General features: G+C 62.2%; 12 protein-coding genes and 1 tRNA gene. 9 read left to right on the forward strand and 4 right to left on the reverse strand.

What is annotated here, in order from left to right; translation table 11 throughout:
- Positions 1-101: 101 nt before the first annotated feature.
- Positions 102-311: a SlyX family protein gene (locus CO666_RS11790; protein WP_097612320.1), complete on the forward strand. Its 210-nt coding sequence runs from the start codon at positions 102-104 to the stop codon at positions 309-311.
- Between the two features lie 45 nt (positions 312-356).
- On the opposite strand, the gene CO666_RS11795 is transcribed toward CO666_RS11790, so the two are convergent.
- Entirely contained in the window at positions 357-1,838 is a 1,482-nt protein-coding gene (locus CO666_RS11795; protein ID WP_097612321.1) for an NAD-dependent succinate-semialdehyde dehydrogenase, read from the reverse strand.
- Positions 1,839-1,902: 64 nt separating this feature from the next.
- Positions 1,903-3,183: a 4-aminobutyrate--2-oxoglutarate transaminase gene (locus CO666_RS11800; protein WP_097612322.1), complete on the reverse strand. Its 1,281-nt coding sequence runs from the start codon at positions 3,181-3,183 to the stop codon at positions 1,903-1,905.
- A gap of 164 nt (positions 3,184-3,347) precedes the next feature.
- On the opposite strand from CO666_RS11800, the gene CO666_RS11805 reads away from it, so the two are divergent.
- From CO666_RS11805 to CO666_RS11815, 3 genes are all read left to right on the forward strand, one after another.
- The gene (locus CO666_RS11805; RefSeq protein WP_097612323.1) at positions 3,348-4,157 is read left to right on the forward strand and encodes a MerR family transcriptional regulator; all 810 of its coding nucleotides are present in this window, start codon (positions 3,348-3,350) and stop codon (positions 4,155-4,157) included.
- A gap of 85 nt (positions 4,158-4,242) precedes the next feature.
- Positions 4,243-4,869, forward strand: coding sequence for a ribonuclease D (locus CO666_RS11810; RefSeq protein ID WP_097612324.1), 627 nt, complete (start codon positions 4,243-4,245; stop codon positions 4,867-4,869).
- Positions 4,870-5,097: 228 nt separating this feature from the next.
- Positions 5,098-6,642, forward strand: a complete 1,545-nt coding sequence (locus tag CO666_RS11815; protein ID WP_097612325.1) for a hypothetical protein — start codon at positions 5,098-5,100, stop codon at positions 6,640-6,642.
- A gap of 93 nt (positions 6,643-6,735) precedes the next feature.
- Here CO666_RS11815 and rpsA read toward each other — a convergent pair whose 3' ends face one another.
- Both rpsA and cmk read right to left on the reverse strand, forming a co-directional pair.
- The gene (gene rpsA / locus CO666_RS11820) at positions 6,736-8,439 is read right to left on the reverse strand and encodes a 30S ribosomal protein S1 (RefSeq protein WP_064681614.1); all 1,704 of its coding nucleotides are present in this window, start codon (positions 8,437-8,439) and stop codon (positions 6,736-6,738) included.
- A 176-nt stretch (positions 8,440-8,615) separates the two neighbouring features.
- A complete protein-coding gene (gene cmk, locus CO666_RS11825; protein WP_097612552.1) occupies positions 8,616-9,263 on the reverse strand; it encodes a (d)CMP kinase in 648 nt (215 codons plus the stop codon).
- Between the two features lie 337 nt (positions 9,264-9,600).
- Between cmk and CO666_RS11835 the strand changes: the two genes are divergently transcribed.
- The 5 genes from CO666_RS11835 to CO666_RS11855 all read left to right on the forward strand — a co-directional run bounded on the left by CO666_RS11835 (position 9,601) and on the right by CO666_RS11855 (position 12,370).
- Positions 9,601-9,984, forward strand: coding sequence for a TIGR02300 family protein (locus CO666_RS11835; RefSeq protein WP_097612326.1), 384 nt, complete (start codon positions 9,601-9,603; stop codon positions 9,982-9,984).
- Between the two features lie 148 nt (positions 9,985-10,132).
- A tRNA-Ala gene (locus CO666_RS11840) sits at positions 10,133-10,208 on the forward strand.
- A gap of 101 nt (positions 10,209-10,309) precedes the next feature.
- Positions 10,310-10,609 (forward strand): GIY-YIG nuclease family protein, encoded by a 300-nt coding sequence (locus CO666_RS11845; RefSeq protein WP_097612327.1) that lies wholly within the window; start codon positions 10,310-10,312, stop codon positions 10,607-10,609.
- A 181-nt stretch (positions 10,610-10,790) separates the two neighbouring features.
- The gene (locus tag CO666_RS11850; protein ID WP_097612328.1) at positions 10,791-11,513 is read left to right on the forward strand and encodes a YoaK family protein; all 723 of its coding nucleotides are present in this window, start codon (positions 10,791-10,793) and stop codon (positions 11,511-11,513) included.
- 68 nt (positions 11,514-11,581) lie between these two features.
- A complete protein-coding gene (locus CO666_RS11855) occupies positions 11,582-12,370 on the forward strand; it encodes a YdcF family protein (RefSeq protein WP_097612329.1) in 789 nt (262 codons plus the stop codon).
- Positions 12,371-12,450: the final 80 nt, after the last annotated feature.

Raw genomic sequence — 12,450 nt, forward strand, 5'->3', positions numbered from 1 at the left:
TTTTGCGCATAGCGGCATCAGCCATCGAAAGCATTGACGCGATGACCTATTTCCGCTTTGGGAGAGCCATCTGTACCGCCGGTTTCGGCAAAGGAGGATCGATGTCCGACGAGACGAACCGCATCACCCGGCTGGAGGAAATGCTGGCCCATCAGGCAAAGACGATCGAAGAGCTTTCCGATCAGCTCGCCGAGCAATGGAAGACGGTGGAGCAGATGCGCACCAGGCTCGACCGGCTGACGGAACGCTTCCTATCGCTGGAGGAGCAGTCGCTGGACGCGCCCGCGATCACCCGCCCGCCGCATTATTGAAAGCACGCGGCTGAATGCCGCGTACTTTCCCCATGAGAAGGCGGATCAGACGCCGCCGATGCAGAGATATTTCATTTCCAGATAGTCGTCGGCGCCGTGGCGCGAGCCTTCGCGGCCGAGGCCGGATTGCTTGATGCCGCCGAAAGGCGCGGTCTCGGACGACATCAGGCCGGTATTGATGCCGATCATGCCGTACTCAAGCGCTTCCGCCACCCGCCAGACCTTCTTCAGGTCGCCGGCATAGAAATAGGCGGCAAGCCCGAATTCCGTATCGTTGGCCTCAGCGATGACATCCTCGACCGTCTCGAAACGGAAGAGCGGCGCCACCGGCCCGAAGGTTTCCTCGCGCGCCACCGTCATGCCGCGCGTCACGCCGGTCAGCACCGTCGGCGCAAAGAAGGTGCCGGCGCCGTCGATGCGCTTGCCGCCGGTCAGCACTTTGGCGCCCTTGGCAAGCGCGTCGCCGACATGGTCTTCCACCTTGGCAAGGCCCTGCTCGTCGATCAGCGGCCCGATCTCGACACCCGCCGTAAAGCCGTCGCCGACCGACATTGCGGCGACCCTGGCGGCAAGCTTGGCCGCGAAGGCGTCATAGACGTTCGACTGGATGTAGAGACGGTTGGCGCAAACGCAGGTCTGGCCGGCATTGCGATATTTGGAGGCGATCGCGCCTTCGACGGCGGCGTCGAGATCGGCATCGTCGAAGACAATGAAGGGCGCGTTGCCGCCGAGCTCCAGGCTCACCTTCTTGATCTGGTCGGCGCATTGCCGCATCAGGATGCGGCCGACTTCGGTCGAGCCGGTGAAGCTGATCTTGCGCACCTTTTCATTGCCGCAGAGCTCGCGGCCGATCGCCGGGCCGTCGGTGCCGACGATCACGTTGAAGACGCCTGCGGGAATGCCGGCCTGTTCGGCGAGCACGGCAAGGGCGATCGCCGTCAGCGGCGTCTGTTCGGCAGGCTTCGACACGACGGTGCAGCCGACGGCAAGCGCCGGAGCAATCTTGCGGGCAATCATCGCCGCTGGGAAATTCCACGGCGTGATCGTGCCGACGACGCCGACGGGCTGCTTGATGACGATCATGCGCTTATCGTTGGAAGGCGCGGGGATCGTCTCGCCGTAAATGCGCTTGGCCTCTTCCGCATACCATTCGATATAGGCGGCGGCATAAAGGATCTCGCCGCGCGCTTCTGCGAACGGCTTGCCCATTTCAGCCGTCAGGATCGCGGCGAGCTCGTCGGCATTGGCGACCATCAGGTCGAACCATTTGCGTAAGGTCACACTGCGCTCCTTGGCCGGGCGGGCAGCCCAGGCCGGCTGGGCGGCATGAGCCGCATCGATCGCGCTCCGCGTCTCGGCAGCGCCCATATCGGGCAGCGAGGCGAGCAGCTCTCCCGTTGCCGGGTTGAGCACGTCGAAAGTCCCAGTGGCATTGCCTGAGGTCCAGGCGCCGTTGATGTAACCGGCGTCGCGCAGCAGGGGAGAAGAGAAGGGAACGTGTTTCGTCAGTGCGGTGGTGAAGGCCATGTCATATCCTCATTGGGAATGCGGCTGCCGGCACCGGCAGCCGTGGAATGCGATTTCGATGCGGTCACTTGCCCGCGCTTGCTTCCAGCATCGAGGCCTCGAGGATATTGAGCGCCTCGCCGAGCACCTCGTCCTGGATGGTGATCGGCGCGAGGAAGCGGATGACGTTGCCGTGGACGCCGCAGGTGAGCAGGATCAGGCCCTTGTCGAGCGCGATCAGCCGCACCCGGTTGGCGAAGTCGGCGCTCGGCAATCCGCTCGTCCGGTCGTTGAACTCGACGGCATTCATGAAGCCCGGTCCGCGAATATCGACGATCTCCGGCACCGCCTCGCGCAGCGATTCCAGCCGCTGCTTCAGCCGCCCGCCGAGCTGGTTGGCGCGGTTGCAGAGGTCCTCGTCCGCAATGACGTCGAGCACGGCATGGGCGGCGGCGATCCCGAGCGGATTGCCGCCATAGGTGCCGCCGAGCCCGCCCGGTCCCGGCGCATCCATGATTTCGGCGCGGCCGGTGACGGCGGCGAGCGGAAAGCCGCCGGCAAGGCTCTTTGCCATCGTCGTCAGGTCGGCCGCCACCTCGTGGTGATCCATTGCGAACATCCTGCCGGTGCGGGCAAAACCGGTCTGCACCTCGTCGGCGATCAGCAGGATGCCGTGCTGGTCGCAGAGTTCGCGCAGCGCCTTCATGAAGGCGGCGGGCGCCGGATAAAAACCGCCCTCGCCCTGCACCGGCTCGAGGATGATGGCTGCGACCCGCTGCGGATCGACATCGGCGGCGAACAGTTTTTTCAGCGCTGCAAGCGACTGATCGGCAGTGACGCCGTGCAGTTCGACCGGGAAGGGAACATGGAAGACATCGCCCGGCATCGCGCCGAAGCCGACCTTGTAGGGCACGACCTTACCCGTCAGCGCCATGCCCATGAAGGTGCGGCCATGGAAGCCGCCGCCAAAGGCGATGACGGCCGAGCGGCCGGTCGCGGCACGCGCGATTTTCACGGCATTTTCGACTGCTTCGGCCCCCGTGGTGACGAAGATCGTCTTCTTGGCGAAATCACCAGGCACCAGCGCGTTCAGCCGTTCGGCAAGATGCACGTAGCTTTCATAGGGCACCACCTGATGGCAGGTATGGGTGAAGTGATCGAGCTGCTCCTTGACGGCTGCGATCACCCGGGGATGGCGGTGGCCGGTGTTGAGAACGGCGATGCCGGCGGCGAAATCGATATAGCGGCGGCCTTCCTTATCCCAGATCTCGGCATTCTCTGCGCGATCGGCATAAATCTGGGTCGTCATGCCGACGCCGCGGGAAATAGCGGCGTTCTTCCGGTCGGTAAGGCTGGTCGCGGTCATCGATGCGCTCCTGTTTTGAAAGGTCGAGAACTATCTTGCATAAATTCTGCAAGGCATGTAGAAAACTCCTACATTTTTCCTGCAAGAAAACAAGCGGGATTTTTTGCTTCAAACATCACGCGTTTTGATGAATGCTCGCGGGCGATTGGAATCGGGGATATGGGATGAATGAGAACGGGCCGGTACGCTATAAGGTGGCCGAGGCCGCACGGCTGGCAGGCGTTTCGGCCTCGACGCTGCGGCTCTGGGAAAGCCAGGGCCTACTCGTTCCCGGCCGTTCGCAAACCGGCCATCGGCAATACAGCGCCGATGATGTGGCGCGCCTGAAGCGCATCTCCTGGTATCGCGTCGAGCGTGGCCTCAATCCCGCAGCCATCCGCGAGGCGTTGGAGGGCGAGGAGCCCTCGGCCGATGGCGCCGAGGCGGGCCAGGGCAGCGGCCTCGGCCGCAAGTTGCGCAGCCTGCGCCATGCGAGCGGCAAGACGCTGGATCAGGTGGCCGGCGATATCGGCATTACCGCTTCGACGCTCTCGACGCTGGAACGCACCTCGCAGGGCGTCAGCTTCAAGACGCTGCACGATCTTGCCGAATATTACGGCACCACCGTCTCCCGCCTTTCCGGCGAGGAAAGCGAGGAGGTGCCGGCAATGATCCGCACCGGCGAATGGCGCACCTGGCCGGAAACGACGCCTGGTGTCACGGTGCAGCTTCTCGCCGAAGGCCGCAGGATGATGGATTGCCATCGTTTCGTGCTGGCGCCGGGCGCCGCCAGCGAGGGCGCCTATCGCCACGAGGGCGAGGAATTCATGCATGTTCTCTCCGGCCGGCTCGAACTGGTGCTCGACAGCGATCAGTTCTTCGATCTCGGCCCGGGCGATTCACTGTATTTCGAGAGCCGCCGCTATCATTCCTGGCGCAACCGCCACGACGGCGAAACCGTGCTTCTCTGGATCAACACGCCGCCGACCTTCTGAGCCACCTGCGAGAGGAAAGCGGTTTCGCGCTCTGCGCCTTTGCGCTATAGCGCGAGTGGAAAATATCCGAAGGAAAGATTGTCTCATGGCGGCCACCATACGTTATCACGAAGGCGATATTTCCGCGGCCGATGCCGCCCGTTACACCGGCGCGATTGCCATCGACACCGAAACGCTCGGCCTGGTGCCGCGGCGGGACCGTCTCTGCGTCGTCCAGCTTTCACCGGGTGACGGCACCGCCGACGTCATCCGCATCGCCGCCGGCCAGAAAGACGCCCCCAATCTCGTCGCCCTGCTCGAAGATCCGACCCACCAGAAGATCTTTCATTACGGCCGCTTCGATATTGCCGTGCTCTTCCATACGTTCGGCGTCACCGCAACCCCGGTCTTCTGCACCAAGATCGCTTCGCGCCTTTGCCGGACCTATACCGATCGCCACGGTCTCAAGGACAATCTCAAGGAGATGCTCGACGTCGATATCTCCAAGGCGCAGCAGTCTTCCGACTGGGCGGCCGAGACGCTGTCTCCGGCCCAGCTCGAATATGCCGCCTCCGACGTGCTTTATCTCCACGCGCTTCGCGACAAGCTGACGGCGCGCCTGATCCGCGACGGCCGCTTCGAGCATGCGACGGCCTGCTTCGCATTCCTGCCGACCCGCGCCAAGCTCGATCTGCTCGGCTGGGAAGAGGCCGATATTTTCGCCCATAGCTGATCAAATTGCCTGCGATATGCATGAACCCGGGACCATGGACAGACCTGTCCGTGGCCGTTAGCGATTCGTTAACGCCTCTTTCCTAAAATTCCTCTTAATATTTATGCATTCGATGACGCTGGAATTGCGTCATGCGGACGGGAGGATCTGCTGGATGCAAGGGGGCCGGATGAGCGCGGTCCTTTTATAGAGCCTGCTTTCATCGTCACTTTACGAAAGGAGCATGCCATGTTGACTCCCGTTCGTGCAGCGTCCAATGCGAGCTTTTCGTCTCAAGGCCAGACTGCGGCGATCGTCGCCGGCAGCATCGGCCGTTCCGTCATTGCTCCCGCGCCCGTCAACCCCGTCGAAGCTGCCGACCTGAATTCCGCCATTGCCGGCAAGCTGAATATCCTGCTCCTTGCGGCGCGCGAGCGCATGGTCGAGGCCCTTTTCGATGTCATCGATGCGGCAGGCCGGTCGATCTCGCTGGATCGCGGCGAGGACGAGACCAATCTTGCTTTTGCGTCCCGGCTCGCCGACGCCATCCGGGAGCTGCCGGCTGCCAGGATCGACGAGATCGAGCGCCAGCTAGCCGGAGAAGGCCATAGCCTGCCGCTCAGGATGATTGCCGAAGCCCTGAAAAACCCGGCGGGCCCGCAAGCGGCCCGGATCGTCGCCTATCTGGAAATCGTCCGCTACAAGGATCGCGATCTCGCCGCCCGCGCTGTCGTGCGTTCCTATGGCCAGAACGACGCTTCGCCGATGCGCGCCGAGGCCCGCCCCGAGATAGAGCTGCATGAGGCCAGCCTGCCTGCGGCCATCCGCCCATCGGCAGAAAAGCCCCCCGTGCCGGCCGATGCGCCGGTGGAGGCTGCGGTGTTTGCCGCCGCCGAGGAAGCGGTCATCGCCGAAGCCGTGGAAGCTGCCGATCCCGCGCCGCAGCTCGAAAACCGGGCTCAGTCCGCTTCGGCAAGGAAGGCCGTCTCCGAAAAATCCGCATTGCAGGAGATCGAGGCTGGGCAAGCTCCATCGACGGAGACAGCCGCAGCCGACGACCTGATGGAGACGACGGAGCCGCCTGCCGCCCAGCCGCGCGCGACGTCGGAAAAGGCCGATCCCGTCATTCCGAGGAACTGGACGGGCATTGTCGCCTCGATGACCGAAGAAGCCTCCGAGATGATCGCCACCATCATCCGCGAGCAGGACATCGAAACCGTGCTGGAGGATGTTGCAGTCGAAGCGGCGGTGGAGATCGATACGATCCTCGATGAAGCCGTCATCAGCGACGCGACCGAGACCTTGACCCGGCAGCCGGCGGAAGTCGCGGTGCCGGATGCTCGCCCGTCGGCAGCACCCCGCCCGTCTGAGATGAATGGCGAGATCGTGGCTCCGGCTGCCCGGCAGCCGAAGGACATTGCCGCGGAGCCGCAAGCGATGCCGATGCAAGAGACGGTCGAGGCTGCCTATGTGCCGCTCGCGGCGCGGATGCCGGATGGCTTTGCCTATACCCAGCTGCCTTATCAGTTCGCCAAGGATACGCTGTCGAACGAGACGGCAGGCGAAACGAGCCACCAGCATCATCATGGCGGTGCGCCGCAGGATCAGCAGCAGGAGGATGAGCAGCAGGCTCAGTCCGGTGGCGAGGAGGCCAAGCCCGACGCCGAAGCAGCCGATGCGGCGCCCGCACGCCGGGCGCCGAGGATGATCGATGCCGAGCCGACGCCGCATCAGCCGGGCGCGCCCACCGATCCTGTCTATGCGCTCTATCAGCGGATGGTCGGCTGGGAATAGTCGAGGCCCACCTTAAAACTTTTCACCGCCTGAAAATGAAGAACCCGCCGGATCGCTCCGGCGGGTTCTTCAATTCAGAAGCGGATGCGAGGCTTATTCGCCGCCGCGGTTCTTCAGGGCTGCGCCCAGGATGTCGCCGAGCGAAGCACCCGAGTCGGACGAACCGAACTGAGCAACGGCTTCCTTCTCTTCCGCAATCTCCAGAGCCTTGATGGACAGCATGATCTTGCGGTCCTTCTTGGAGAAGTTGGTGACGCGGGCGTCGAACACCTGGCCGACCGAGAAGCGCTCGGGGCGCTGCTCGTCGCGGTCGCGGGCGAGGTCGGCACGGCGGATGAAGGAAGTGATGTCCTCGTGGTTGACGAGCTTCACTTCGACGCCGCCGTCGTTGACCGCGATCACTTCGCAGGAAACGACTGCATTCTTGCGCAGGTCGCCCGATGCAGCGGCGTCGCCGACTGCATCCTTGCCGAGCTGCTTGATGCCGAGCGAGATGCGTTCCTTCTCGACATCGACGTCGAGAACGACGGCCTTGACGACGTCACCCTTGTTGAACTCCTCGATGACCTGTTCGCCCGGACGGTTCCAGTCGAGGTCGGAGAGGTGAACCATGCCGTCGACATCGCCGTCGAGGCCGATGAACAGGCCGAATTCGGTCTTGTTCTTGACTTCGCCTTCGACTTCAGTGCCGGCCGGATGGCTGCGGGCGAATGCTGCCCACGGGTTTTCCAGCGTCTGCTTGAGGCCGAGCGAAATGCGGCGCTTGGACGGATCGACTTCGAGAACGACGACTTCGACTTCCTGGCTCGTGGACAGGATCTTGCCGGGGTGAACGTTCTTCTTGGTCCAGGACATTTCCGAGATGTGGATCAGGCCTTCGATGCCCGGCTCCAGCTCGACGAATGCACCGTAGTCGGTGATGTTGGTGACGGTACCGGAAATCTTCTTGCCTTCCGGATACTTGGCCTGGATGCCATCCCACGGATCCGACTCGAGCTGCTTCATGCCGAGCGAGATGCGGTGGGTTTCCTGGTTGATGCGGATGATCTGAACCTTGACCTGCTGGCCGATGTTCAGGATTTCCGACGGATGGTTCACACGGCGCCATGCCATGTCGGTGACATGCAGCAGGCCGTCGATGCCGCCGAGGTCAACGAACGCACCGTAATCGGTGATGTTCTTGACGACGCCGTCGACTACCTGGCCTTCTTCGAGGTTCTGAACGATTTCAGAACGCTGCTCGGCACGGGACTCTTCCAGAACCGTACGGCGAGATACGACGATGTTGCCGCGGCGCTTGTCCATCTTGAGGATTTCGAAGGGCTGCGGGTTGTGCATCAGCGGGGTGACGTCGCGGATCGGGCGGATGTCGACCTGAGAACGCGGCAGGAAGGCGATCGCACCGTCGAGGTCGACCGTGAAGCCGCCCTTGACCTGGTTGAAGATCACGCCTTCGACGCGCTCGCCGGCTTCGAACTTGGCTTCGAGCTTGATCCAGCTTTCTTCGCGGCGAGCCTTCTCGCGCGACAGAACGGCTTCGCCAAGAGCGTTTTCGATGCGCTCGACATAGACTTCGACTTCGTCGCCGACCTTCAGCGAGCCGTCCTTGGCGCGCGCGCCGAATTCCTTGAGCGCGATGCGGCCTTCGACCTTCAGGCCGACGTCAACAACGGCGACATCCTTTTCGATGCCCGTGACGATACCCTTGGTAACATAGCCTTCAGCCAGATCGTTCTTGGCAAAGGACTCTTCGAGAAGGGCCGCGAAATCCTCGCGAGAGGGAGTTGCTACTGACATAAAATCTCCTGCGTGGCCTTCGATAGCTTCAAGGCCCACGTATGCGCCGGTTGGTTCGAGTTGAATGGGCCTGAACCCAGTCCGCCCTCTTTCACGAAGGCAATCCGGCGCTTGGACGGAATTTCAGGCTTGCTTTGCATGAGCGTCCCGCACACGAAGCGCGGAAAATCGCTTATTTAGGCATTTCGGTTCAAGGCGGCGTCGATGATCGACTTTGCGGCTTGAAACGCGGCCTCTATACTCATTTCCGACGTATCAAGCAAGTGCGCATCATCAGCTGGTTTCAAAGGGCTGTCGGCCCGTCCCATGTCGCGTTCGTCGCGTCGCTTGACGTCCTCGAAAATCGCCTCGAAATCCGCTGTCGCGCCCTTGCCGAGGATCTCGTCGAAACGGCGTCTGGCGCGCACCTCCGGCGACGCCGTCACATAGAGTTTCACCGGCGCATCCGGGCAGACGACCGTGCCGATGTCGCGCCCGTCAATCACCGTTCCCGGCGCCTTGCCGGAAAACCGCCGCTGCGCTTCGACCAGCGCCCGGCGCACCGCCGGCATGACGGCGATCTTCGAAGCGGCTTCGCCGATCTCGTGTTGCGAAAGTATATCGCGATTGAGCCCTGCGAGTTCAACCTCCCGCGCGATCTTTTCGGCCACCGCCTCGTCGTTAAGCGGCAGGCCGGCGTCGAGCAGCGCCTTGGCGGTGGCGCGATAGGTTAGGCCGGTATCGAGATGGTGAAAGCCGTATCGCTCGGCGATAAGGCGCGACAGCGTGCCCTTGCCGGCCGCCGCTGGGCCATCGATGGCGATGGTGAACGTCTTGGTTGTCATATGATCCATCCTGCGGCAGGGGGCTTGCGGGCGGCGGCAGGCCTCGGGCGAAGCTGTGCGTGGCGCAATCCCTTGTAAAGGCTTAGCATTTCATTCGCAACGCCGTCCTTTTCGGCGGCAATCTTCGCCCGCTTCCGCGGCCGCTGCGGCTCGTTACCATATCCGTGCCGGGGGGTCATCCGCCGGTGCCGGAAAAACCCGGCGCCGCGATGACAAAGTTTGGCTTTGACATGGGAAGCCACAGCGATTAAGGGGACCGGCTTATAAATTCCGATGGAACGCCGGCTTGAACGGCATTTGCCGAATCTCGGATTCGGCCATTCTCACGAGGCTTATAGTGGCGAAAGCGGAACTTGGAACCAAGCGTACCGATCCGGAAACCGGCAAGAAGTTTTATGATCTGAACCGGGATCCGATCGTCTCTCCTTATACCGGCAAGTCCTACCCCCTGTCCTTCTTCGAAGAAACCTCGGCGATCGCTGATGTGGCCGAGGAAGACGAGGTTGCGGAAGTCGATACCGAAAACACCGAAGTCGAACTGGTTTCGCTTGAGGATGCCGATGACGGCGCCGCCGGCGACGACATCCCCGATATGGGCGACGACGATGTCGAAATCGAAGGCGATGACGACGACGATACCTTCCTCACACCCGACGAAGACGATGACGACGACGACATGAGCGACATTATCGGCGTGACCGGCGACGAAGACGAAGTCTGACGACTGCATTTCGGCCCGGTGAGGAAAAAATTCTCCGGGCCGGATTTTTTAGGCTTGCTATCTCCGAAAACCGGAAGTAATAAGCCGCCACCCCAGAGGGAACGCCCTCTGGAGTATCCCAGGGCCGGCCAGACCGGACCACCTTGATGGGGCTATAGCTCAGCTGGGAGAGCGCTTGCATGGCATGCAAGAGGTCAGCGGTTCGATCCCGCTTAGCTCCACCACGCTTCGCCCTTACGGGCTTCGCGTGGCGCAGCCGCGAGAAACCGTTAGGCCGAAGCAGTGCCCGGCATAGCCCGAAGGGCGACGACGGGCTGAAGCGCTGATGTGGTATGTCTATATTCTCCGCAGCATCGATTTTCCCGACCAGGAATATACCGGGTCTACCGCAGATCTGAAACAGCGGCTTGCCGCTCACAATGCCGGAAAATCCACCCACACTGCCAAATTCGCACCATGGAATTTGATCTGGTATTGCGCCTTTCCCGACAAGCACAAAGCTCTGGAATTCGAAACCTATCTGAAATCGCATTCCGGCAGGGCTTTTGCCGGCAAGAGATTGGTCCAGCCGAATCTGGATCCGGGTCGCCCGGCCAATGGGAAAACCGATTCTGATTCTCGCTAAGCTTTAACCACGCCACCTCAACTCCGGCAGGCCGCCCTCATAGCCCGCCGGCGACCTCCCACCTCCCATCCTGACGATAAAGCCGTCCCCACCCATTCCAATCGCCTTTGCCAATTCCTCAACGAAAGGAATTATCCTTGTTGCCGCAATCTCAGCGATTCGGCTTCAGGACCCTCCGCCCATGACCAGAGCAAGACGCCGCCGTCTCATCCGCACCCGGCGAACCATGACCGGGGTCGCCCTCGTCGGCTCGATCTCGTTTCTGGCCGGCATGACCGATGCGACCGGTCTTCTGCTCACCGGCGATTTCGTTTCCTTCATGACGGGGAATACGACGCGGGCGGCACTCGCCTTGAGCCAGGGCAATCTTTATCACGCGGCGGTGCTGATCTCCGCCATCATCATTTTCGTGCTCGGCAATGCGGCCGGCATCGTCATCGCCCATATCTCGCAGCGTCGTATCTTCGTGGTGCTCGGCTGCGTCGGCCTCGCCCTGGCGCTCGCCTCGATGATGACGCTGCAGGACTTATTGCTTGCCCGCTTCTCCATGATCGTTTTTTCCATGGGCATGGTGAACGCTGCCGTCGAGCATATCGAAGGCCTGCCGATCGGGCTGACCTATGTCACCGGTGCGCTGTCGCGCTTCGGCCGCGGCATCGGCCGCTGGATCATCGGCGACCGCCATCTCGAATGGACGATCCAGATCGTCCCCTGGGGCGGCATGGTGCTCGGCGCCGTTGCCGGTGCGGTGCTGACGCGGCTGACCGGCGCCCATGCGCTGTGGCTGGTCTCGCTCTTCGCCATGGCGCTGGCGCTGGCCGCTATGTTTATTCCCCGGCCGTTGCAGCGGCGCTTCAACCAGAAGCTCGCGCCGCACCAATCGGCCGTCCGGCGCGCGAGATAGGATCGTCGCATTCCTGTTACCGTCGAATCGGATAGGAAGGATCGCCGCCCATCCTCGAGGAGTAGGTCTTGTTCGTCATTTCGAAGCTTGTCTGGATTTTCGCGCAGCCGCTGTCGCTGGCATTTTTCCTCGTCTTCCTTGCCCTCATTGCCGGCCTTCTGCGCTGGCGGGCCTTCAGTATCCTCGGCGCCGCGGGGGCGGCCCTCATCCTCTTCGTCACGCTCTACACCACGGCCGGCAATCTGATGATGCAGGGTCTCGAGCAGCGCTTCGCAAAGCCCGCCGCTGATCCGGAAAACCTGCAATGCATGATCGTGCTCGGCGGCGCCTTCGAAAACGAGGTGAACACGGCGCGTCACGGCATCGAGTTCAATGCCGCGGCCGACCGCTTCGTCGAAGCCCTGCGGCTCGCGCAGAAATTTCCGCAGTCGCGCATTCTTGTATCGGGTGGCGATGGCTCCATCTCGGGCATCTATGAAGGCGATGCGGCGGCATCCCAGCGCTTCTTCCCGCTTTTCGGCATCGGCAAGGATCGCCTGATCGAGGAGACGCAATCGCGCACCACCTTCGAAAACGCCGTCAACACCAAGGAATTCCTGGCAAGCCAGGGGCTGTCCCATTGCCTGCTGATCACCTCGGGTTTCCATATGCCGCGCTCCGTCGGCATCTTCCGCAAGCTCGGCATCGATATCGTGCCCTGGCCGACCGATTATCGCACCGACGGGCAGGTGAGGCCGGGCTTCGATTTCACCCAGCCGAACCTCAATGCGCAGAACATGGCGACGGCGATCCGTGAATGGTACGGCCTGGTCGGCTATTATCTCGCCGGCCGCACCTCGGAGCTTTATCCGCAATAGAACGCCGCGCGTCCGTGAGGACGCGCAAAGGCGCTCTATCACTTTGAATCCACGTATCCCGAAATTCTTTCGGGATACGT

Origin of the sequence: Rhizobium chutanense, from assembly GCF_002531935.1 — a bacterium.
GTDB classification, from domain to species: domain Bacteria; phylum Pseudomonadota; class Alphaproteobacteria; order Rhizobiales; family Rhizobiaceae; genus Rhizobium; species Rhizobium chutanense.

Bases quoted from the DNA above. Each gene is read 5' to 3' on its own strand.
- CO666_RS11790 (WP_097612320.1), top strand. From the start codon at position 102: ATGTCCGACGAGACGAACCGCATCACCCGGCTGGAGGAAATGCTGGCC.
- CO666_RS11795 (WP_097612321.1), bottom strand. From the start codon at position 1,838: ATGGCCTTCACCACCGCACTGACGAAACACGTTCCCTTCTCTTCTCCC.
- CO666_RS11800 (WP_097612322.1), bottom strand. From the start codon at position 3,183: ATGACCGCGACCAGCCTTACCGACCGGAAGAACGCCGCTATTTCCCGC.
- CO666_RS11805 (WP_097612323.1), top strand. From the start codon at position 3,348: ATGAATGAGAACGGGCCGGTACGCTATAAGGTGGCCGAGGCCGCACGG.
- CO666_RS11810 (WP_097612324.1), top strand. From the start codon at position 4,243: ATGGCGGCCACCATACGTTATCACGAAGGCGATATTTCCGCGGCCGAT.
- CO666_RS11815 (WP_097612325.1), top strand. From the start codon at position 5,098: ATGTTGACTCCCGTTCGTGCAGCGTCCAATGCGAGCTTTTCGTCTCAA.
- rpsA (WP_064681614.1), bottom strand. From the start codon at position 8,439: ATGTCAGTAGCAACTCCCTCTCGCGAGGATTTCGCGGCCCTTCTCGAA.
- cmk (WP_097612552.1), bottom strand. From the start codon at position 9,263: ATGACAACCAAGACGTTCACCATCGCCATCGATGGCCCAGCGGCGGCC.
- CO666_RS11845 (WP_097612327.1), top strand. From the start codon at position 10,310: ATGTGGTATGTCTATATTCTCCGCAGCATCGATTTTCCCGACCAGGAA.
- CO666_RS11850 (WP_097612328.1), top strand. From the start codon at position 10,791: ATGACCAGAGCAAGACGCCGCCGTCTCATCCGCACCCGGCGAACCATG.